Origin of the sequence: Streptomyces sp. NBC_00203 (assembly GCF_045206325.1) — a bacterium.
Taxonomy (GTDB): Bacteria; Actinomycetota; Actinomycetes; order Streptomycetales; family Streptomycetaceae; genus Streptomyces; species Streptomyces lutosisoli.
The window spans coordinates 525,688-546,268 of record NZ_CP108126.1; the positions used below are offsets into that span (position 1 = coordinate 525,688).

The following is a 20,581-nucleotide window of genomic DNA, read 5'->3' on the forward strand; positions in this document are numbered from 1 at the left end:
ACAAGATGACCACGCAGACCCACCCCGTCGACCACGAACTCATCGAGGCCGCGGCGCACGTCGCTCGCACTCGCTGCCGGGGCGACAACCACACCATGGCAGCCGCGGCCCGCGCTCAGGACGGCCGGATCGTCACGGCGGTGAACGCCTACCACTTCACCGGAGGCCCCTGCGCCGAGCTGGTCCTCATCGGCGCGGCAGCCGCCCAGGGCGCCTATGAGCTGGACACGATCGTCGCCGTGGGCGACCGCGACCGGGGGGTTGTCCCCCCGTGCGGCCGGTGCCGTCAGGTCCTTCTCGACTACTTCCCCGCCCTCAAGGTCATCGTCGGCGAAGACGACCGCGTCCGAACCGTCCTTATCACCGACTTGCTCCCCGAAAGCTACGTCTGGGCCGACCACCAGCTCGACGCCGAATAAACCGCCACTCAACTCGAGCTGGCACCGCCGGCCGACAACAGGGCGAACGTTGTCTGATGCGGCACCAGGTTGTGCAGCCACGGCGTCGCCGCCCTGCGACGTCGTCGCGAACCAGATGCCCCTGCGCGTCGGAAAGCTCGTTTCCGGAAGCCTGTTCGTGAGGCATGCTCACCGGCATGGGCGAACCGAAGCCGGACCTGCTCTCACGGCTGTGGGACGAGTTCAGGATCATGCCGTTTCCTCGGGGCTCCTACCGTCGGGAATCCGACGGCGAGTCCGGGCGGGATGCGCGTCAGGCTTACCCCCGGCACGACTACGCGGCCGAACCCGTGCCGGGTCGGGCTTGGCCCAGGTGGTCAAGGGGCTGGGTGTCTGAGGCGAGGAAGAGGTCCCCCGGTGGTACGTCGGTGGTGAACAACGGCCGTATGTCCTGTCCAGACGGATCGGTCTGGACATACGCGTAAGGGCCGTGGTTGAAGCCCCGGTATACGACGATCCGGTCGTGCAGGGCGCCGGCTGTACCTCCGGAGGATTGGCCGGGATCCCAGGGAATCTCGATATTCCGCAGTGCGCCGGAACCCGTGTCGAGGACGGTCACCTCGGGGTCGAACGTCCAGGTGAGCAGGTCACGGTTGTTGAGCCAGCCCACGTGGCCGTGGAAGTCGAGCCGGTGCAGCGCGGCGCCTGTGGCGGCGTCGATGACGACGACCGTTTCCCAGTCATCGTCACTGGCCTTGTGGTCGAAGCACATATGCGTGATCGAGATCAGCTGCCCGTCCGGCGACCAGACGACGCCGCACTCCCAACTGCTCCATGATTGCGTCGGCGAGGTCCACAAGCGTTCACAGGTTCCCGAAGCGATGTCGACCACATCCAGGCATGCCCGCCCGGGGCCGTCTGCTTCCTCTCGCTCGGCGTCGGACAGGACAGCGATGCTGCCACCGTCCGGTGAAAGGGCGATCGCGGTATCGCGAGGCGTGTGCGCCGTGAGCTCACGCCACGTCTCATCTCCAGTGGGCAGATGCAGTAGGCACAACCGAGTGAGAGAAGTGTCGAACTCACGCGAGGAGTTGAACAGGATCTTCGTGCCGTCGGAACTCAGGCCGCACACTCTCGGATCGGGCATGTCCGGAAGCCCCTCGAGGCGTACGAACGCTCCATCGGCGTCGTCCACGCCGACGACTGCCACCCCCTCGACGGACTGGACGCAGTCGAACACCAGCCGCGTACGCTCGGCCCGCCGCTGAGGCAAGTCGCCCATCCGTACGTTGATTCCGTAGCCCACCAAGGCCCTGCCTCTCTCAAACCGAACCCTCTCTCCCTGGCGCCCCGCCTCAACGAAGTGCCGGCCTGCGAGGGAAGAACGTGGGCTGCTTCATGCCATTGCTCGGGAGCGCCCGAGGCTCCGAGGCCATGATCGCCTGGAACCCGGATATGAGGCTGCTGTGAATCTGTGAGGCGATTGAACGCGACCGGGCTCATCTACGTATGGGACGGGGGATTTTCATGCCTCGCCTGCTACGAAGCGTAGGAGCACACACGTGAGACGCAACACACGCAGACGCCCCACGGGTGCGCGTCGCGCGACATTTGCCGCAGCCGCGCTGATATTGGGCGGAGGTGGGCTGGTAGCGGTCAACGTCTACGCTTCAGCGACGGAAGGAGGCTGGGGCGGCGCGCCCAGTCAGGAGGGGAACCCGACTGGCAGTAACCAGACCCGGGCATCGGGAGCCGCCACGATCGACTGCCCCGACGTGGGCAGCCAACTCACGGAGGTGCCGCAGCAAGCGAGGGCGGACACCGACAAGCAACTCGCCCTCCTCGACGAGCAGATCTCCGAAGCGTATGCCCGACTGGCCTCGACGCAGCAGGCACAGGCGGAGGATGCGAACTTCGTGCAGAACTCGATCCTCGGCCCGCTGAACGAGAAGCGGGGCGCGGTCATCGACCGCATCAAAACCGGCTTCAAGGACGCGGGCGCCGAGGCGCCGAATTCCCTCGACGGTCTCGCCTCTTGCACCGCGATCCCCGCCGACCAGGCCCAGAACAACGCGGGTGGCCAGAGCGACAACGGCCAGCAGCAGAACAACAACGGCAATCAGAACAACGGGCAGCAGGGCGGCAACGCGAACGGCGTCAGCAGTCCCGTCGCCGCGGACTTCGTGGACATCACGACGGTTCAGCCGAACGTGCAGCAGAAGCCGCGCAGCGGCGGCGACGCCTCGACCGGCACGTTCACCAGTTCGTGTGGTGTGAACGCCAACAAGAAGTTCAACACCGACAACGTGATCGTGGCGCCCGGTGTCGCCAACGGCGCCCACCACCTGCACGACTACGTCGGCAACCAGTCGAACGACGCGTTCGCCAGCAACGACGATCTCGCCAACGCCTCGACCACGTGCCAGAACCAGGGCGACAAGTCCACGTACTACTGGCCGGTGGTCCGGCTGCAGGACGGTACGCAGGAGTTCGACGCCGACAAGAACGGTGGCGGCCTGGAGGGCAACGTCGGGAAGGTCCTGCAGGCAAAGCAGGCGCAGATCGAGTTCATCGGCAACCCGCAGAGCAAGGTCGTCGAGATGCCGACGTTCCTGCGCATCATCACCGGCGACGCGAAGGCGTTCATCAACGGCACCGCGAACGCCAACGCCCACTGGAGCTGCACCGGCTTCGAGGACAAGGTGCAGTTGACGGACAAGTATCCGATCTGTCCCCAGAGCAGCAGCGTGGTGCGGACGTTCGCCTTCCAGAGCTGCTGGGACGGTCAGAACATCGACAGCGCCAACCACCGTGCGCACGTTGCCTTCACCGACGCCGACGGCAACTGCTCAGGCGGCTTCAAGGCGATTCCGCAGCTGACCATGCGGCTGGTCTACGACGTTCCGGCGCCGACCATCGAGAACGGCCAAGTGAAGAACCCGTACGCCGTGGACGGGTTCCCCGAGCAGCTGCACAAGGCGATCACCGACCACGACGACTTCATCAACGTCTTCGACGCGTCCCTCATGCGGGAGATGGTGGACTGCATCAACTCCGGCCGACAGTGCGGCGACGGTGCCGGCGGTGGCGACGACGGTGACGGTGACGGTGCGGGCAACGGTGGCGGTGGCGGTGGCGGTTCTGCCACAGCTGAGCCGTCGCAGGACGAGCCGACGCCGAGTCCTGACGCCTCGTCCGGTGGCGACGAAGCGACGGACCCCGGCACCCCCGCGGGCACCCAGACTCCGCCGCCCCCGACCAGTACGCGCGGCACCGAACCGACAGGCGGCGGCTCGGCCACCGGCGACGGTGGCGTGGTACCCAAGGCGGACACGAAGCCCTCGGCCGCAGGAAGCGACGCGGCCGCCGCACCGCAGGGTGGCACGGACGACGACCACAGCAGCGAAGCGACCCACCGCGGGCAGACGCCGGCCGCGGGCGTAGACGCTCCGTCCGCGCAGGCGACGGCGCAGTCCACGTCGCAGGCGCAGACCGAACCGCAAGCGGTCACGGGCGATCTGGCCGACACCGGCACGAATCTGTGGCCGGCTGCGGCCGGAGGGATTCTCGTGATCGCGGGCTTGGTGCTCCTGCGCCGTATCAGGCGCGGCTCTGTGTGACCCATTGGCGGGTGGCCGGCCGCCACCCGCTGGATGGGCACTGGCTCGGGAGAGCTCATGCACTGATCCGCTCCGAGGCACAGGCCGGGTCTCCCCCGCGGCATGACCGTCAGGTCGTGATCGAACTGCATGAAGTTCCAGAGCTCGCCTGGGAGACGGGGAACAGCGCGCTCAGGGGAGGCAGCCGACGGCTTGCCTCCTCGTCGCGACGCCCGTCCCACCACTCCCCAGCCGGATCCCTGTGCTCGCGATCCTCTCTGGTCCGTTCCCCGCATCGTCCGCTTCAGGTGAGTGGCGGTGCCAGGGTTGCGGGGGTGGGCCCGTCGGGGCGGACGGTGATGCCGTACACCGCCTTCGTCGGGGTGGAGTGGAAGGCCACGCTGTGGACCGGCAGCAGGTGTTCGAGAAGGACCGTCGATTCACGGAGCGCGAATTGCAGACCGAGGCAGGCGCGGGGACCGATACCGAAGGGGAAATAGGCACCTGGGTGGGTGGGCCGGCCGGCCGGGGTGATGAAGCGCCGGGGGTCGAATTGCTCTGGGTCTGGCAACAGTTCGGGATCGCGGTGCGTGAGGTACGGGCAGACCAAGATGTCGGTGCCCGCCTCGACGGCGTAACCGGCAAGCATGTCGTCCTCGGTGGCGTGGCGGGGCAGGATCCAGGCGGACGGGTAGAGCCGGAGCGTCTCGTGGACCAGGGCCTGGATGGCCTGGCGGCGTTGCGCTGAGCCTTCGTCGCCGGCGGCGAGAGCTTGTTCGCGTGCGGCGGGGTTCCGGTCGAGGAGCAGGTAGAGCCAGGTCAGGGTGGTGGCGGTGGTCTCGTGCCCGGCCACGAGCAACGTGACCAGCTCGTCGCGGATCAGCCGGTCGGTGTACTCGGGGCGCTCGGTGGCGGCGTCGATCAGGACGTGCAGCAGGCCGGGGCCGTCGGGGCCGGCCGCCCCGTTGCGGGCGGCCTCGATGGCGTGCTGGGCAACCGCATCGATCCGGGCGAGATCGGCGGCAACGGCGTCCTGGGCGTCGGTGACATCAGCGGGCAGAGTCGGAAGGGCGGCCGCCACGGCTGCCACGGCCGCCAATTCGCGCTCGGTCTCTTCGTGGAGAGGGTGCCCGGTAAGGGAACGCCAGATGGCGTCCAGGGCGAAGCGGCGCATCTCCCGCCCGACATCGAGGGCCTGCCCGGTACGGGCGTACCCGTCCCAGCGCCCGGCGGTGGTCCGGGCAGCCTCGGTGATCCGCTGTTCGTAGCGGCGCATGCCGGTACCGGTGAACTGGGACTGCAACAAGCGGCGTTGCCGCTTCCACGCCGTACCCGTGGCGGCGAGGACGCCGTCGCCGATCAGCACACGGGCACGGTGTGAGCGCTTGACGTACCGCTCCGGGTGCCGGGCGAGTACGTGCTGGACCGCCCGCGGGTCGGTGACGAGAACGGTGGGGGCCGGCCCGAGGCGGAACGCGGCGATGCCGCCGACCCGCTCGCGCACCTGGGACAGCAGCTCAACCAGTTCGCCTCCCCCTGATCGCCACCGCTCCACGACTCCAGGCTCGGCTTCGGGAACCGGCCGCCCCGTTCCGGGAACGTACGGAGGGGAGCCGAGACTGGCTTCGGTGTCCATGTTTCCTCTCCTGGTCAACCGCTGGGCTTGGCCGTAACGGAGCTCTGGCACCACGGACTGTACGGGAGCAGGAACATCCGGTGACAGCCCGCCTCGGCGCGGGAACTGTCCGGGTATGGCTCCAACGGCGGGCGTACCCTTTCCACTTGGTCTCCTTGCACTGCTCCTGGGGCCTGTCCGGAGCTCTGGTCACGTGGCAGGAAAAAGGGTTGGGCGGGATAGGGGAAAAGGGTTGGGCGGGATGATGTTCGCGCTGGTAGCTTGCAGACGACCGAGACACCGCCCGAGGAGGTGAGACCCATGAACGCTGTATTCGTGTGGGTGCTCCCCCAGTTCGTCACGGTCGGGCGATTGACGTAGATGTCGCCGGGAGCGCCGCAACAACAAGGCACTCCCGAAAGGCAACAACCTATGCATTCTGTGCAGTTCACTGCGGAGACATCGTCGAACGGTGTCGTCGAACGCGACTTCACCGTGGGCGACATCCCCGGAGTCCTCTGGTCGCCCGCATCCGGCGCCGATCGCGCGCCCCTGGTGCTGATGGGCCACGGCGGCGGCACGCACAAAAAGGCACCGGCGATGACGGGCCGTGCACACCTCCTCGTGACCGGCTGCGGCTTCCACGTCGCCTGCATCGACGCGCCCGGGCACGGCGGCCGGCCGCGCACGGCGCACGACGAGCAGGAGATCGCCGTGATGCAGCGGGCGATGGCGGCGGGAGAGCCGGTCGGCCCGATCGTCGTCCGCTACAACGCCCACCTGGCAGAGCGCGCCGTGCCCGAGTGGCAGGCGACCCTGGACGCCCTCCAGGAACTGCCGGAGATCGGCACCGAAGGGCCGGTCGGCTACTTCGGCCTGAACATGGGCACAGCTATCGGAGTGCCGTTCACGGCGATCGAACCCAGGATCACCGCCGCGGTCTTCGGTCTCTTCTGGCCCGATCCCCTGGCCGAAACGGCGAAGCGGATCACCATCCCCATCCAGTTCGCGCTCCAGTGGGACGACGAGCACATCCCGCGCCAGTCCGGTCTCGCGCTGTTCGACGCCTTCGCCTCGAAGGACAAGACGTTGCACGCCAACGCGGGCCGGCACAAGGAACTGCCCAGGTTCGAGGCCGACAGCGCGGTCCGGTTCTTCGCCCGGCACCTCGGCCGAGCGGTCGCCGCGCCGGCCTGACGTGAGCGGTAGCGGCGTCCGGCCTGCCAGCCGGACGCCGCTACCGCGGCCCGGGTCGAGGCCGCGCATCCACCTGACGGATCCACGCAACTGAAGCCCCGCCAGGCCACCGTCTTCATCGCTGCCATCAACGAAGGGTTGTGATCGGCCGTGTTGTGGAGCAATCGTCAAGAGTTGTGGTTTCGGGCTCACGGGTGGATCCGGTGATCTCGGCTGCTGCGACTCCTGTTTCCTCGCGCACGTCCGAGTCGGGGTGGTTGAGGAACGGCTCGATCAGCGGGCTGGCCTGCGAATCGCGCGTGGCGCCGAGGATGTGGATCGTGTGAGAGAGGGGTTCGCTTCCCATCGTCGGCATGGCCACAGCCGGCGGTTCGACCAGGTTCAAAGGCAGGCGGTGGTGGTTGAACGCCTCGCCGATCGAGTGCAGGACGGACTCGCGCACCTTGGTCACCGGTTCGTCAACGCCATAGCAGGAGTTGGCTTTAGGCGCCGGGAAGCTCGCCCGGCGCCACTACTCGCCGTGGGTGGAGTCGGTCTCCCAGAAGTCGGGTTTGCCCTGCGACATGGGGGGGCCTGGGATGTGTGACTTGCACCGGCTATCAGTGCAGGTCACAGGGTATGCGGGTCACCTGCTGGTATCCAGCCTGAGGGCGAGGTCGTGGGCGGTGGCGCTGGTGAGGTCCCCGACGAAGGCCCCCACAATTTCGAGACGGCCGCCGGTGATCGAGGAGGTCACGTAGGGGTTGCCCCAGAGCTTGCCGTCGATGACGATGGCGAATCCGTTGCGCGGGGACGGGGCCGCGGCGATGGAGCCGGTGAGGGCGGCGAAACGGGTCCGGTCGGCGGAGCTGAGGGTCACCTCGACCTGCCAGGTGCCGTCGATGCTGCTTTTCTCAGCCTTCGCGGAGGTGACACGGACGTCGGCCATGCCCCTGGCCCGGTCGGCGCGGATGCAGAACGCCGGGTGGGCCGCGCTCGCGTGCACGGTGTAGCCGCCGCTGCCAGGGGTGCAGGCGTGCTCCGTGGACGAGGTGACCGGCAGGATGGAGATCAGGGCCACCTTCTCGGTGTTCCCAGTGCCCCCTGCGGCGGGCTGAACTACCTGCGCATGCTGGGTCGCGCCGTCCGCGACGGCCACCCAGGCGGTGGCGACCACGGCGGCGGCGGCGATGCCGACCGCAGCGCGGGCCAGCCGCTGCCGCCGCCGGGCGACCTGCAATGCGCCGTCGGCCAGGCCGACCAGATAGGGACCGGCGGCATTACCGCCGCTCTCCCGGACCTGGGCGTGCAAGGCATCGTGCAGCAACGTTTCGTGCAGCAGGTGTTCGGTCGAGTCGTTCATGCGATGACGCTTCTTCCTGAGGCAGTGGAGGAGGAGGCCGACGGCCCTGCCTCGGCCAAGGTGGTGCGGAGGGAGGCGAGGGCCTTGTGGGTCTGGCTGCGGACCGTCCCCTGGGCGACGCCCAGAATCGCGGCGATCTCGGTATCCGGCCTGTCCTCGAAGTAGCGCAGAACAATCACCGCGCGCTGGCGCTTGGGCAGCCGCCGCAGCGCGGCCATGATGTCCTGCCGCTGGACCACGGTGTCGGCCCAGTCGGCGACCTGCGCGGACGGCTGGTCCGGCAGGGTGTCGGTGACCGTCTCCCGTCCCCAGCTGAGTAGTCGGAAGCGGTCCACCTGGGCGTGGTAAATCGCCCGGCGCACATAGATCTCCGGCTGCTGCCGGTCGCGCAGCTGCGACCAACGCCGAGCGGTGGAGGCAAGCGCGGTCTGGAGCAGGTCACGGCCCTGCTCCCAGTCCCCGGTCAGCAGGTAGGCCGTGTGCAGCAGCGATCTCGACCGCGCCGCCACGAACTCGCGGAACTGGCGTTCCTCGTCGGCGTTCAATGCGCCCTCCCTCGTTCCCCGGTAAAGACGGGCACGGAAGGGGGTTCGACTGCCCTGCCGGTCAGACTTTCTCGACCACGACGCTGCCAGGCTCCTCGCGCGGAGCGTCGTGGCGGTTCATGCGGCCTGGTCCTGTCGCTCGACCAGGACACCGTTCTCGAACCTGGCGCCTGTCCGGACCAGCGGCACCAGGATCGGCGTGGGCGCGGTCCTCGGCGTTGTAGATCTCCTGCATGGCCTTGATCGCACCGGGCTACGCGGACTTCGGCAGGGCGTTCGAGACATTGCGGGCCTTGTGAACCCAGCAGCTCTGATGCCTCGCGGCGGGGAGCACCTCGGCCAAGGCCTTCCACAATCCCATCGCGCCGTCGCCGACGACCAGTTCGGGGTCGCGCATGCCGCGTCGGCGGCAGTCGCGCAGCAGGTCGGCCCACGACTCGGTGGACTCGCGCAGCCCCTCGGCCGACGCGATCAACTCTTTGGTGCCGCCCAGGCGGACGCCAAGCAGGACCAGCACGCACGAGTGTGCCTGGCCAAGCCGCACCTTGGAATGCACCCCGGCCGCCCACACGTAGACAAAGTCGCGGTCGGACAGGTCCCGGTCGCAGAAGGCGCCGCGGTCGTCCTGCCACTGCTTCGTCAGCCGGGTCACCGTCGCGTGGGACAGCCCGGCCGCGCTGCCAAGGAAGTGCTCCAACGCCGGGACGAAGTCGCCGCTGCACAGCCCGTGCAGGGAGAGCAGCGGCAGTACCTCGGAAACCTTCGGCGATGTGCGGCACCACGGCGGCACGATCTTCGGTGACTACGCTGAGCACGGGCGTGCCCTCCCAACCCGCGCTGTGAACGCGGGCCAACTCGGCGACCATCACAGGATCAATCGGGAAGGTACGCCCTCCGCGTGCCTCCCGGGCCGATCCACGGGTCTTGAGCATGGCTCCGTGTTGTGGCGGCGCATGGGCTTCCTCGAAGCGAAGCGTTCTGCTGTCGGCCAAGACTGTCGCGGCTCCGATGACACGGGCGACAGGATCGTCACATGCAGCCGACCTTCGTTCTCGTGCACAGTCCGTCCGTAGGACCCTCGACCTGGCACCCGGTGGCCGAACACCTGACGGCGGCGGGACACCGCGTACGGGTGCCGTCCCTGCTGCACATAGGCGCCGGTGCTCCGCCCTTCTGGCCCCGCATCGTCGATGCCGTCCGCGACGACCTCCGGCAGGTCCCGGCCGGCACCCCCGTCACGTTGGTGGCCCACAGCAACGCAGGCTTGTTCCTCCCGGCGATTCGCTCGGGCCTCGACCATCCGGTGACCAGCTCGGTCTTCGTCGACGCCGCGCTGCCGGCCCGGATCGGACCAACCCCTGTCGCCTCACCCGAGTTGCTGGCGTTCCTCGGCCCGATGGCTGTGAACGGCAGACTGCCACGCTGGACCGACTGGTGGGACGAGGCAGACGTCGCGCCCATGTTCTCTGATCCGATGGTGCGACAGACAGTCATTGAGGAGCAGCCCACCCTGCCGCTGTCCTACTACGAGCAGCACATTCCGGTCCCCGACGGATGGGACGACCATCCCTGCTCCTACCTGCTGTTCGGCCCTCCGTATGACGACTTCTCCGCCGAAGCGCGCGAACGCGGCTGGCGTGTGGCACACCTGCCCGGCGCGCACCTCCATCAGATCATCGATCCTGCCGGCACAGCCCGGCATCTCGTCGAACTCGCCACTGCGACTTGATCCACTTCCGATACGCGCCCCAACAGCAAAGCGGCGAGAATGCGATTCTTCTAATCCGGTAACCATCATTGCGGCTCCGCCGGGAAGTGTCCTAGCGTGGTATCAGAGGTACCCGCGCCGGCTGGTCCCGGACCATCCGGGTGTCCCCCGGCAAGTACTCACAGCCTCCTGACGAGGAACCGTGCCTCGCCCGAGGCCGCCGACCGGATCGTCTCGACCAGCTCGGCGAATGCCGTGGCGCCGACAACCTTTGTCGCATTGACGTCTGCATCTGCGCCGCGATTGTTGGAATGGTTTGCCGGCCGATGGCAACCATCCCTGCCTGGGCGGCCACTTGGGTCTGACATCCCGAGACCTTCCCGAAGGATCCACCTCATGAGACCGCCCCGTACGACCCACCGCCTGCGCAAACGCCTCATGCGCCCGATCCCTGTCGCGGTCGCCGCCACACTCGTGGCGGCGACCGGTGCTCTGGTGCCCATGCTGGCGAACGGCGCTGAGTCCAGTTGCAAGGTGGACTACCGCGTGACCGGCGAGTGGGCCGATGGCTTCCAGGGGGCCGTCGAGATCGCCAACTCCGGTAAGCCGCTCACCCGTTGGAAGCTCACCTTCGAACTCGCCGGCGGCGAGAAGATCACCCAGGGCTGGAACGGGTCCTGGACCCAGTCCGGTACGACCGTCACGGTGAAGAACGTGAGCTGGAACGGCTCGCTGGCCACCGGAGGCACGGTCTCCACCGGCTTCGTGGGATCGCGGTCCGGCGCCACCTCGGTGCCCGGGTCGTTCAAGCTCAATGGCAAGGCCTGCGACTCCGGCGTGGACTCGAGCCCAAGTGCCGGTTCGACCGTCGCCCCCAGTTTCAGTGAGTCCAGCTCCCCCACGGCCACCCCGACCGCCGCGGCCACGCCGTCGGTGACCGCCACCCCCAAGGCCAGTACTACGGCCACCGCCACCGCCACCGCCGCCCCCTCCGCGGCGGCCACGGCGACGGCGACGAGCGCGGCCGAGTGGAACCCGCCGTCCGGCCTCGTCACGCCGCTCGGCCAGGTCTGGGACCACATGGCGTCGACGTACCCCGACATCTACGGCTTCAAGAATTACGGCTTCGACCAGATCATGGCCAACAAGGGCAGCATCAACTACTGCGTCCGCTGGGACTCCGACAACCCGGTCACCGCCACCCTCCGCGACCGGATCGAGTCGACCCTGCAGAAGCAGTTCGGGAAGTGGATGGCCGCCCTCACCGAGGACGGCAAGGGCTACAACCAATGGCCGTACGCCAAGGTCTCGGTCAGGGTCGTCGGCTGGGCCGTCAAGGACCGCTCCACCCTGAAGTGGACCGACGACTCCGTCGACATCTACGCCGGCAACCTCGACGAGGGAGGCGCCCCCCAATGTGCCCCGCCCTGCGGCCGGTTCTTCCACCAGGACGGCGACTACTCCCAGTGCCCCGGCAAGGAAGAGCACCACTACGACCAGTCCCTCTGGCTCACCAAGGGGATGGGCTTCGGCGGCGCCGGCGGTGACTGGGGCCAGCGCGTCGACCAGGAGTATTTCACGGACGCCCTGGACGAGGAGAACCTGCACATCTATCTCCACGAGGTCGGCCACACCTTCGGCCTGGACGACTTCTACGACTGGACCCCGACAGGCGTCGGCGGCTTCATCATGAACGCAGGCAGCGCGACGGAGATCACCGAGTTCGACAAGTGGATGGTCCGCGACTTCTGGCGCCACATCAAGAGTCGTTACGGATACTGATCCACCCCCGTCCTCCGGGAGTGTGAGGGGTGGTGGTACGGGATTCGGACCCCGGACCGCCACCCCTGACGCGTGGGAGTCGGCCGCACCGAACAGCGGCCGGTGGTGCAGGCACAGTTGCTCTGCGACTGCACCTGCGACTGGAGTGCGCCTGTCGAACACCACCACCGGCGTGCCGAGCCCCCGGCGACAAGCGGCAGACGCTGGCCGAACTCGGGCTGGACTGGACTGGACGGAAACCGTGACGCCGTCACGTGCCTCAGTACGGGCCCCGATCCGGGTGGCTTCCGACGGAACCGCCCCCGGCACGAGCCGCTGCACAGCCGTCCCACGCCCGTACGGCAGGATGGGGCCATGAGCGTAGTCAAGATCAACGTACTGACCGTCCCCGCCGAGCAGCGAGAGACGCTGGAGAAGCGCTTCGCCTCTCGCGCCCATGCCGTGGAGAACTCCGACGGGTTCGAGTGGTTCGAACTCCTCCGCCCCGTCGAAGGCACCGACAGCTATCTCGTCTACACACGGTGGCGTGACGAGGAATCCTTCCAAGCGTGGATGGAAGGCCCCATGAAGGCAGCCCACCAGGGCGGTGACACGGCCGGCGGCGAACGTCCCAAGCCGGCCGCGAGCGGGTCCACACTGTGGTCCTTCGAGGTCGTGCAGCAGGCGGCGCCGACAAGCGCGTAGGGCGAATCTCGGGTCCGACGAGCCTAGGTCGGGCCATCAGATGATGCGTTCCGTAGGGGAACAGGGTGTCGCCCGCGAAGGCCTTTCCGTCGACCGGGTCGCTGACACCTCGTCGCTCCATGGTCCCGAGCGACACGACGCATGATCGACCCGGATCACGCGCCCACCTCCTCCGCCTCCTACCCTGGGGGGGCAACCATTCGAATCCAGAGGAGCAGAGCAATGAGCGACAACGTCTTTTTTGAGGTGTCCGCCAACGGCGAGCTGATCGGCCGTATCGAGTTCAAGCTGTTCGACGACGTCGTCCCGAAGACCGCGCAGAACTTCCGCGAACTGGCCACCGGCGTGCACGGCTACGGTTACAAGGGCTCGCCGTTCCACCGGGTCATCCCGAACTTCATGCTCCAGGGCGGCGACTTCACCAAGCAGAACGGCACGGGCGGCAAGAGCATCTACGGCGAGAAGTTCGCCGACGAGAACTTCCAGCTCAAGCACACCAAGCCGGGCCTGCTGTCCATGGCCAACGCGGGCCCGAACACCAACGGTTCGCAGTTCTTCATCACCACCATCGTCACCGACTGGCTGGACGGCAAGCACGTCGTCTTCGGTGAGGTAGTCGAGGGCATGGACGTCGTGAAGGCGATCGAGGGGCTCGGCAGCGGTTCCGGGACCACCTCCAAGAAGATCGTCATCTCGGACTGCGGCACCGTCTGAGGGGCCTGACGGCCCAGGATTTGTCCGGCCGACCATGTGCCTGCCCCCTGTCCGGGTCGTTGATGTGGACAGGGGGCTTCAACGCGCATGGTGGCCAGTGACGGGACCACCGGCAGGTGATCGACGGGATATTGCACCGGGTTCAGACCCGTGTGCAGTGGCGTGACCTGCCTGAACGGTTCGGGCCGTAGAAGACCGTAGCGGTGATGCGTCGAGATGCGCGGTTCGACGTGACGCTCACCGCTGCGGTGCGGTGTTGACGGTGACGGCGGGTGGATCACCAGGTCGTGGCGACTGAGCGGAGGGCGGTCCAGGTGTCGCTCTCGCGGGCGTAGTCCATGGCCAGTTGCAGTGGCCACGCCGCGTGCGCGCCGTAGACGGTCGCGTCGGTGACGATACGGCCGACGAGGTGGGCGGTGTCGCCGTCGACGCCGACGGTCACGCTCTTCTCATCGACCTTGTGGTAGACGAACCTCCCGGCTCGCATCTGTGACAGCCACTCGGCCTTCGGCTGCTGGTACCCGGTGATGTGGGTCAGGGTGAAGCCGTCGTCGAGCAGGTCGTCGAGAGTGTCGGTGTCGCCGTCTGCCATCGCTTGCAGGTGGGCGCGGTAGGCCTCGATGGCCTGATCTCGGGGGCTCTGGTCGGGTGATGTGGGCACGGTGGCTCCTGTCGTAGTGATGGTTGTCGGCCCTGTCCGGTGAGGTGGCCGTATCAAGTGGCTTGTCCGCGCACTCTTCGCCGCAGCTCCGCGTACCACCAGGTCTCTGCTGCCGCCACAGCGGCCAGGATCACGTCGACCCCAGCCAGCGCGGCGACCGGTGGCAGCCTGGAAGCCGCCGGCACTGCCGCGAGCAGGAGGCACAGTGCCGCCAGGCGGAATCCGCCCCACGCCCTCAGCATGATCCGGCCGAACAGCAGGAGTCCGGCCACGTACAGGGCCGCGCCGCCGCACAGGGCCCAGGCGTAGAAGTCGCCGAGCGCCTCGCCGTCGTCCGCGTGGGCGACGACGCCCTCCACGCCCAGGGCGGTCAGGACGACACCGGCGGTGATGGGGAAGTGGGCGTAGCCGTAGGCGTTGACCGCCAGGCTGAGGCGGGCCGGGCCGTGAGTCTTGCCCAGTTGGCGTTTGCCGATCAGGGTCGCCAGGTCGAAGTACAGCCACCACAAGCCCGTGGCAACGGCGACGCCCAGTACCGCGGCGGTGAGCTGCGGCGGTTGCCGACGCGCCGCTCGGTGCCGATGCCTGCTTCGCGGGCTGGTCCTGCCCGAGCAGGTCGAGGAGGATCATCGCGTCGTACTCAGGGGTGCCCGGTTCGGCGTAGTACGTGATCAGGCGGTGGCTGGGAGTGCCTTCCAGTTCCATGGACTCGTAGCCGAGGGTGAGGTCGGTGGCGTCGGGATCGGTGCCGCCAGGGTGCGATGGGGCCCCCAGCGGCAGTCTCACCCCGGGCCGCACGGTCCGGCTCGGCGCCGCCGGGGGCTCCGGCACGGTGCGGGCGCGCCCCGGAGCCGACTGTGAGACCGGCCTCGGCGGGGGGTCACCCCGGCCCGGCGGGCGCGTAGGAAGCGCCCCAGCTCGGTACCCCTGCCGGACTGGTGCTCACGTGTCATGTCTTCGAGTGTGCGGGCACCATTGACCTGCGCGGTAGGCGCGAAGGGGGCCGTGTCGCACCCCGGAACCGCGCTCCCCGGCACAACTCGGTCTGCCACGCGCAGGCCATCGCGGGCAGCGCTGAGGGCGGTGCCCACCCCACTCTCGGCTTCGCTCGAGCGGGGGGGGACCCCCATCGCGCTCCGCACCGGAGCCAACGCCGACAACGAGGAAGGCGTACGGGCCGGGCCGTCCACCGCGGTCTAGGGCTCGCTGGAGCGGCTCGGCACCGACGACGTCGACCTGTACCCACCGTCAACCGTCACCAGGCCGAGCCCACTGTGAAGGGTCTCTAGACCCAATGCCGTTGCGTTAGCTTGCGGGCGTACGCTGAAGTTCAGTGGTCCCGGGGGTGGTTCGGGTGGCTGCAAGCGTCTCTGAGTTATCGGGTTTAGGCCTGCTGACCTGGGTCTATCCGCCAGGTCTGGTGGATCGGGTGGTGGCTGCCTGTGGTCGTGTGGAGCAACGCAAGCGCCTGCTCCCGGCCCGGCTGGTGGTGTATTTCGTGCTGGGGCTGGCCCTGTTCTCGCCCGCTCCGTATCTGGACGTGATGCGGCATCTGGTCGAGGGACTGCGCGGTCTGCGCCTGCTGGGCACCTGGCATGTCCCGGCGAAGTCGTCGCTGTTTCGGGCCCGGCAGCGGCTGGGCCCGGAACCACTGCGGGTGCTGTTCACCACGACCGCGAAACCGATGGGCACCGAAGCCACCCCGGGCGCCTTCTGGCGCGGACTGCGGCTGCTGGCGGTGGACGGGACCTGCTGGGACGTCGCCGACAGCCCGGCCAATGAGGCTGCCTTCGCACGCCCCGGAAACACCCGCGGCCACGACAAAAGCGCCTTTCCCCAGGTGCGGATGGCCTGCCTGGTGGAGGTCGGCACGCACCTCGTACTGGACGCCGAACTCGCCGGCTGCCGCACCGGGGAAGTGACCTTGGTGAGCCGTCTGCCCCGTTCCTGCGGCCCCGGGCAACTGGTCCTGGCCGACCGCGAGTTCCTCGGTGTGCCGTTGTGGCGGTCCTTCACCGCCACCGGCGCTCAGCTGCTGTGGCGGGTGCCCGCCAACCGGGTCCTGCCCGTCGAGCGGCAGTTGCGGGACGGGTCCTGGCTTTCGCGCATCCACGCCCACACCGATCCGGCCCACACCGACCCGGTCACCGTGCGGGTAATGGCCTACCGGCTGAACGGCACCGGCCATGCTGCCGAGGGCTACCGGCTGGTGACCAGTCTGCTCGACGCCCGCCGCTATCCCGCCCGCCAGCTGGCCGCGCTCTACCAGGAGCGCTGGGAAGTAGAGAGCGTCTTCGCCGAGATCAAGACCCATCAACGCGGAGCCCACGTCGTCCTCAGCAGCAAAACCCCCGACGGCGCCCTGCAGCAGATCTGGGCACACCTGCTGGTCCACCACGCCCTGCGCGAACTGATGGTGAGAACGGCCGCGACCCGGGGCCTGGACCCCGACCGGATTTCCTTCACCGAAACTCTGCGCTCCGCCCGACGCAGTGTGACCGTCACGCCGGGCAGTTTTTCCCCCTGACCTCCTGGTCAGAACGCTCGTCCTGCTCCAGCACGACCTACTCGAACGACTCCTGCCGGCCAGACGCCTGCGCAGCCAGCCCCGCGTCATCAAACGCAAGATGTCCAACTACCGGCTCAAACGGGCCGAACACCACACCTGGCCCCAACCCACCCGAACCGGCACCCGAGCAATCACCATTCAACGACCCCAACCCGCAAACCCGTAACGCAACGGCATTGTCTCTAGACCACTGAGCTCAGCGGAGTCGCCGGGACCTCGGGAGCGTGAGGGTAGGCGGCTGACCGGTGCTGGAAAGAGAGGATCTTCGGGTTCTGGACGACGCCGTCGCGGATCTCGATGGCCTTTCTGACCGTGACGTCGGTGTCCCATGCCGCGGGGCCGCTCATGACCTTGCGCAGGTAGGGAAGGAGCGCCTCGCTGATTTCCCAAGTGGCGGAGTTCCACAGGTGGGACGGGCTGTGATCCACCGCGTAGTAGTGGCAGCCCGACCCCACCGCGGGCATGGGCTCGCCGAAGGTGGTCGGGCGGGCCCATTCGAAGCCCATGCCCTCGTCGCAGGCGACGTCGATGAAGAAGGTCCCCGGCCGGAACAGGGCGAGTTCCTCGTCGGTGACGAACATGAGCGGCGCGTCGGTGTCCTGCAGGACGCAGTTGACGATGATGTCGAACCCGGCCAGGTACTCCGCCAGCGGCATGGAACCGGCCGCGGTGACTGCACGCAGGCGCGTCGGATCGTCCTCCTGCTCCTCGAAGTGGGCCATCACGACCGAGGGCATCGGCGAGGCCACCGCTGCGGCGGCGCGCTGGGTGAGCACCGTGACGTCGGTGACCCCCATGGCGCCCAGGCCCGTGACCGCTCCGCGCGCCGTGGCGCCGAAGCTGATGACCACCGCGCGCAGGCGGCGCCCGTAGCTGCCGGTCAGCCCGCCGAGTTGCAGGGCGTGCAGCACCGAGCAGTAGCCGGCGAGTTCGTTGTTCTTGTGGAAGACATGGACGCTGAAGGCGCCCGTTGACGTCCAGTGGTTCATGGCTTCCCAGGCGATCAGGGTCAGCCGTCGGTCGATGCCGATCTGGGTCATCTTCTCGTCCTGCACGCAGTGCGGCCATCCCCACAGCACCTGGCCCTCGCGCAGCTCGGCGATGTCGTCGTGCATCGGTTTGGGCAGCAGCAGGACGTCGCACTCGGCGAGGAGCTGCTCGCGGGAGCGCAGGCCGGCCACGAGTGGTCGCAGCGCGTCGTCGGCGACGCCGAACCGTTGGCCGTAGCCCTGTTCGAGGAAGATCCTCTCGCGTACGTCCGGGGCGATACGGTCGAGGTGGCGGGGGTGCAGCGGCAGCCGGAACTCGTTCTCCTTGCGGGAGGAGGCGAGTACTCCGAGACTCATCAGGCTCATGTGGGGCGGCTCATTTCCGACCGGACGCTATGTGCTCCGGCCTTGCCGTTCCCCGAGGGCGACGCCGACATGGATGACGGCGTGCGAGGTGCGCTCGGTACCGCCACCGTACTCCCGCCCCGGCCGCGGACCGCCCACCGCTCGTTTGAGCTCGAAGGATCCGCAGGTCCAGGTCTGGAGATCATTCATGGTGGGCGTTCTCGGCCTAGTGACGGTTGACGGTGTGCTCGCTGTGCATGCGCGGTTCCGCCGCACCCATCTGCACGAAGACGGCTGATCAAGACCCGGCTCAAACGGATGCCGTAGCGACCCGCAGCCGGCAGGAAAGCACCGCTGCCGATGCATTCAGTCGCTGCGCTCAGTCGTCGTGCTCGCCCGCAGCGGCCGGGTCGATGTCATCACCGACGGAGTAGGTGTCTTTGACCTTCACTTGAGCGACACCGCGGCCTTCCGCGAAGACACCGCGCCAGTCACCGATGACGTGCAGTTCGTCGGTGCCCATCGCGCGGACGACGGTGAGGCCCTCGTCGTATGCCTTGTAGGCCTTCATCCAGAGATTGGCGAAGGCCTGGGAGCGGATGAGGTGCATCCAGTCGGGTCGGTACAACTCACGGTTGTAGTTCGACTCCCCCATCGTGGAGACGAACTTCGAGTACATCGCCTTCACGTACTCCAGCGTCACCTCGTCCTGCTCCGCGATCGCCGCGTCCCGGGCGTCTTTGAGGCTGATGCGGAACTTCTCCAGCAGGCCCTCGGTCGCTCCGGAGGTGAACGACTCGTGGATTTCGGGCGGGTCGCACAGTGCGTAGGCGGGTGAGGACAGGCGGAGCAGGAGGCGGAGGGTGGGTTCGGTGACCCACAACGGGCCGGGTTCGTCGCGGTTGCCGAGCGGGCTGGGAAGGACGGTGTCATGGTCCCAGGCCGGTGGGGTGATGAGGTGGACCCCGGCGCGGCGGCGGTCGTGGGTGGGGTCGGTGGAGTGTTCCAGCTGGCCGATGGGCAGGTGGGTCTTGAGTGCGGACAGGTAGGCGCCGTTGATGTCGAGTGCGGTCACCTCGTGGCGTCCGGAGGGGAGTTCGGGGCGGGTCCATTTCGGACGGGCCTCCCAGATCCGGTCGGCGCCGCGGGCGGTCTGTTTGCGCAGGATCTCCGGGATCCAGGGGTGGGCGACGATGTCGTAGCGGCCGCCCTTGCGGGTCTCGTCCAGCAGCGCCATCGCGTCCGGGATCGCCCGCTTCACCAGCGCCGCGGTCGCTTCCTCGACATCGCCGGCGTGCTGGGCGAGCGCGGCCACGACGGCCTCACCGATCAAGTCGGGAGTGTCGGAGGCGGCCTGGATGCGGCGTCCGACGGGGACGATTTTCACCTGCTTGCGCAGACCGGAGCCTTCCGGCTTCACGTGCGTGCGCGGACCCGGGCTTTCCGAATCGCCCTCACGCAGGGCCGGTTGGGACGGTCGCGGCGCCTGTGCGGGCTCTGCCGTGCCGCAGTCGGCGGGGTCCAGGTGCTGCGGGAAGCCGGCGACCTGGTCGTAGGCCGGACTGCCGCACAGCACGCAGGGCCGGGGCTCCGCGAGGGTCTCCACCTCGTCCGCGATGCCGTCGGCCGCCGCGGCCTCGGCTTCACCCTCGTCTTCGCCGGCATCGGAGCCGACGTCCGCGCCCTCGACCGCGACAACGACCGCTTCCGGGGCCAGGTCCTGGGCCTGGGCCTGGGCCTGCAGTTTGGCGTGTGCGCTCTCAAGGAAGTACGCGTACTTTTCCCGGACCTCGCCGCCCGGGTCCCGGCCCGACTCCCAGCCACCCACCGTGGAAGGGCTCACCCCGAGAGCCTGTGCCACCTGCGTGCGCGACAGGTTCAACTCCTCGCGCAGCCCTCGTCGTACCTCGACGGGCGGCAGCGGAACCTCCTGCTTGGCGGCTGCCAACAACGCGTCGATCGCGTCGAAGTTCGTCATCGGGCGACCCCCTCCTGCACAACCGAGCCATCGCCAGGGCCACGCCGGCCGAGCGCGCGGCGCCGGAGGTCCGGCAGGGATTCGGAGGCCCGGGTCGGCCCGGCCATCAGGTCCAGCACATCGATACCGAAGTGTTCGGCGACCGCCTCGCAGTCGTCCAGGCTCCATGCGGCCGCACCGGACTGACGGCGGCTCACCTGGCCCTGACTCACCCCCAGAGCGGCAGCGAGATCGGTCTGCGACTCGCCCGTGGCGTGCATGAGCGCCGCCACCGCCGAACGGACCCGGTCGGCCAGAGACATCCCCATGCCACCGAACCTACCACCCAAACCTCATGAACTATGCGAGTTGAGCATGACCCTGCGAGTTGGGCATGGCTTGATCACAGCTGCCGTGTGGACCATGCCCCATCCGGCGACACCGATGTTCGCGGGGGCGATACCTGCGGCCGGCAG

18 protein-coding genes and 3 pseudogenes are annotated in these 20,581 nt (G+C 68.3%); 9 read left to right on the plus strand and 12 right to left on the minus strand.

What is annotated here, in order from left to right:
* The first annotated feature begins 5 nt into the window (after positions 1–5).
* Positions 6–419 (plus strand): cytidine deaminase family protein, encoded by a 414-nt coding sequence (locus OG975_RS02650; protein ID WP_406327088.1) that lies wholly within the window; start codon positions 6–8, stop codon positions 417–419.
* A 313-nt stretch (positions 420–732) separates the two neighbouring features.
* On the opposite strand, the gene OG975_RS02655 is transcribed toward OG975_RS02650, so the two are convergent.
* The gene (locus tag OG975_RS02655) at positions 733–1,680 is read right to left on the minus strand and encodes a WD40 repeat domain-containing protein (protein ID WP_406327090.1); all 948 of its coding nucleotides are present in this window, start codon (positions 1,678–1,680) and stop codon (positions 733–735) included.
* A 280-nt stretch (positions 1,681–1,960) separates the two neighbouring features.
* On the opposite strand from OG975_RS02655, the gene OG975_RS02660 reads away from it, so the two are divergent.
* Positions 1,961–4,018 (plus strand): DUF1996 domain-containing protein, encoded by a 2,058-nt coding sequence (locus OG975_RS02660; RefSeq protein WP_406327092.1) that lies wholly within the window; start codon positions 1,961–1,963, stop codon positions 4,016–4,018.
* A gap of 283 nt (positions 4,019–4,301) precedes the next feature.
* Here the strand turns inward: OG975_RS02660 and OG975_RS02665 are convergent, their stop codons facing one another.
* Positions 4,302–5,633, minus strand: a complete 1,332-nt coding sequence (locus tag OG975_RS02665; protein ID WP_406327094.1) for a cytochrome P450 — start codon at positions 5,631–5,633, stop codon at positions 4,302–4,304.
* Between the two features lie 411 nt (positions 5,634–6,044).
* Here OG975_RS02665 and OG975_RS02670 point away from each other — a divergent pair, with 411 nt between their 5' ends.
* On the plus strand, positions 6,045–6,809 hold the full coding sequence (locus OG975_RS02670) for an alpha/beta hydrolase (RefSeq protein ID WP_406327095.1): 765 nt from the start codon (positions 6,045–6,047) through the stop codon (positions 6,807–6,809).
* A 127-nt stretch (positions 6,810–6,936) separates the two neighbouring features.
* Here OG975_RS02670 and OG975_RS02675 read toward each other — a convergent pair whose 3' ends face one another.
* The 4 genes and pseudogenes from OG975_RS02675 to OG975_RS02690 form a co-directional block, all read right to left on the minus strand.
* Positions 6,937–7,260 carry a hypothetical protein gene (locus tag OG975_RS02675; RefSeq protein ID WP_406327097.1) on the minus strand — a complete coding sequence of 108 codons (324 nt, stop codon included), beginning with the start codon at positions 7,258–7,260 and terminating at the stop codon, positions 6,937–6,939.
* A 174-nt stretch (positions 7,261–7,434) separates the two neighbouring features.
* Positions 7,435–8,151, minus strand: coding sequence for a SecDF P1 head subdomain-containing protein (locus OG975_RS02680; RefSeq protein WP_406327098.1), 717 nt, complete (start codon positions 8,149–8,151; stop codon positions 7,435–7,437).
* Positions 8,148–8,696: a SigE family RNA polymerase sigma factor gene (locus OG975_RS02685; protein WP_406327100.1), complete on the minus strand. Its 549-nt coding sequence runs from the start codon at positions 8,694–8,696 to the stop codon at positions 8,148–8,150. The genes OG975_RS02680 and OG975_RS02685 overlap by 4 nt, the downstream gene beginning before the upstream one ends.
* A 256-nt stretch (positions 8,697–8,952) precedes the next feature.
* A pseudogene (locus tag OG975_RS02690) lies at positions 8,953–9,498 on the minus strand (transposase); the annotation flags it as partial.
* A gap of 231 nt (positions 9,499–9,729) precedes the next feature.
* Between OG975_RS02690 and OG975_RS02695 the strand changes: the two are divergent.
* The 5 genes and pseudogenes from OG975_RS02695 to OG975_RS02715 all read left to right on the plus strand — a co-directional run.
* Positions 9,730–10,425, plus strand: a complete 696-nt coding sequence (locus OG975_RS02695; RefSeq protein ID WP_406327102.1) for an alpha/beta hydrolase — start codon at positions 9,730–9,732, stop codon at positions 10,423–10,425.
* Between the two features lie 375 nt (positions 10,426–10,800).
* Positions 10,801–12,186, plus strand: a complete 1,386-nt coding sequence (locus tag OG975_RS02700; protein ID WP_406327104.1) for a cellulose binding domain-containing protein — start codon at positions 10,801–10,803, stop codon at positions 12,184–12,186.
* A gap of 354 nt (positions 12,187–12,540) precedes the next feature.
* Complete coding sequence (locus tag OG975_RS02705; protein ID WP_406327105.1) at positions 12,541–12,870, plus strand: antibiotic biosynthesis monooxygenase family protein; 330 nt, start codon at positions 12,541–12,543, stop codon at positions 12,868–12,870.
* Positions 12,871–13,092: 222 nt separating this feature from the next.
* Positions 13,093–13,584, plus strand: coding sequence for a peptidylprolyl isomerase (locus OG975_RS02710; protein ID WP_406327107.1), 492 nt, complete (start codon positions 13,093–13,095; stop codon positions 13,582–13,584).
* A gap of 101 nt (positions 13,585–13,685) precedes the next feature.
* Positions 13,686–13,772, plus strand: a pseudogene (locus OG975_RS02715) (transposase); the annotation flags it as partial.
* 89 nt (positions 13,773–13,861) lie between these two features.
* Here OG975_RS02715 and OG975_RS02720 read toward each other — a convergent pair.
* Together OG975_RS02720 and OG975_RS02725 are read right to left on the minus strand one after the other, a co-directional pair.
* Positions 13,862–14,245, minus strand: a complete 384-nt coding sequence (locus tag OG975_RS02720) for a nuclear transport factor 2 family protein (protein ID WP_406327108.1) — start codon at positions 14,243–14,245, stop codon at positions 13,862–13,864.
* 53 nt (positions 14,246–14,298) lie between these two features.
* Positions 14,299–14,790: pseudogene (locus OG975_RS02725) on the minus strand (low temperature requirement protein A); the annotation flags it as partial.
* 809 nt (positions 14,791–15,599) lie between these two features.
* Here OG975_RS02725 and OG975_RS02730 point away from each other — a divergent pair.
* A complete protein-coding gene (locus OG975_RS02730; RefSeq protein WP_405868176.1) occupies positions 15,600–16,772 on the plus strand; it encodes an IS4 family transposase in 1,173 nt (390 codons plus the stop codon).
* A gap of 224 nt (positions 16,773–16,996) precedes the next feature.
* On the opposite strand, the gene OG975_RS02735 is transcribed toward OG975_RS02730, so the two are convergent.
* The 4 genes from OG975_RS02735 to OG975_RS02750 all read right to left on the minus strand — a co-directional run bounded on the left by OG975_RS02735 (position 16,997) and on the right by OG975_RS02750 (position 20,434).
* Positions 16,997–18,169 (minus strand): N(5)-(carboxyethyl)ornithine synthase, encoded by a 1,173-nt coding sequence (locus tag OG975_RS02735; protein WP_406327110.1) that lies wholly within the window; start codon positions 18,167–18,169, stop codon positions 16,997–16,999.
* Between the two features lie 27 nt (positions 18,170–18,196).
* On the minus strand, positions 18,197–18,358 hold the full coding sequence (locus tag OG975_RS02740; protein ID WP_406327112.1) for a hypothetical protein: 162 nt from the start codon (positions 18,356–18,358) through the stop codon (positions 18,197–18,199).
* A gap of 169 nt (positions 18,359–18,527) precedes the next feature.
* Positions 18,528–20,126 carry a helix-turn-helix domain-containing protein gene (locus OG975_RS02745; protein ID WP_406327113.1) on the minus strand — a complete coding sequence of 533 codons (1,599 nt, stop codon included), beginning with the start codon at positions 20,124–20,126 and terminating at the stop codon, positions 18,528–18,530.
* The gene (locus OG975_RS02750; protein ID WP_406327114.1) at positions 20,123–20,434 is read right to left on the minus strand and encodes a helix-turn-helix domain-containing protein; all 312 of its coding nucleotides are present in this window, start codon (positions 20,432–20,434) and stop codon (positions 20,123–20,125) included. Before OG975_RS02750 ends, OG975_RS02745 begins: the two co-directional genes overlap by 4 nt.
* Between the last annotated feature and the right edge of the window lie 147 nt (positions 20,435–20,581).

What these genes read in the sequence shown, in the direction of transcription:
- OG975_RS02650 (WP_406327088.1), top strand. Translation starts at nt 6, where the DNA reads ATGACCACGCAGACCCACCCCGTCGACCACGAACTCATCGAGGCCGCG.
- OG975_RS02655 (WP_406327090.1), bottom strand. Translation starts at nt 1,680, where the DNA reads ATGGGCGACTTGCCTCAGCGGCGGGCCGAGCGTACGCGGCTGGTGTTC.
- OG975_RS02665 (WP_406327094.1), bottom strand. Translation starts at nt 5,633, where the DNA reads ATGGACACCGAAGCCAGTCTCGGCTCCCCTCCGTACGTTCCCGGAACG.
- OG975_RS02670 (WP_406327095.1), top strand. Translation starts at nt 6,045, where the DNA reads ATGCATTCTGTGCAGTTCACTGCGGAGACATCGTCGAACGGTGTCGTC.
- OG975_RS02680 (WP_406327098.1), bottom strand. Translation starts at nt 8,151, where the DNA reads ATGAACGACTCGACCGAACACCTGCTGCACGAAACGTTGCTGCACGAT.
- OG975_RS02695 (WP_406327102.1), top strand. Translation starts at nt 9,730, where the DNA reads ATGCAGCCGACCTTCGTTCTCGTGCACAGTCCGTCCGTAGGACCCTCG.
- OG975_RS02700 (WP_406327104.1), top strand. Translation starts at nt 10,801, where the DNA reads ATGAGACCGCCCCGTACGACCCACCGCCTGCGCAAACGCCTCATGCGC.
- OG975_RS02705 (WP_406327105.1), top strand. Translation starts at nt 12,541, where the DNA reads ATGAGCGTAGTCAAGATCAACGTACTGACCGTCCCCGCCGAGCAGCGA.
- OG975_RS02710 (WP_406327107.1), top strand. Translation starts at nt 13,093, where the DNA reads ATGAGCGACAACGTCTTTTTTGAGGTGTCCGCCAACGGCGAGCTGATC.
- OG975_RS02735 (WP_406327110.1), bottom strand. Translation starts at nt 18,169, where the DNA reads ATGAGCCTGATGAGTCTCGGAGTACTCGCCTCCTCCCGCAAGGAGAAC.
- OG975_RS02740 (WP_406327112.1), bottom strand. Translation starts at nt 18,358, where the DNA reads ATGAATGATCTCCAGACCTGGACCTGCGGATCCTTCGAGCTCAAACGA.
- OG975_RS02745 (WP_406327113.1), bottom strand. Translation starts at nt 20,126, where the DNA reads ATGACGAACTTCGACGCGATCGACGCGTTGTTGGCAGCCGCCAAGCAG.
- OG975_RS02750 (WP_406327114.1), bottom strand. Translation starts at nt 20,434, where the DNA reads ATGGGGATGTCTCTGGCCGACCGGGTCCGTTCGGCGGTGGCGGCGCTC.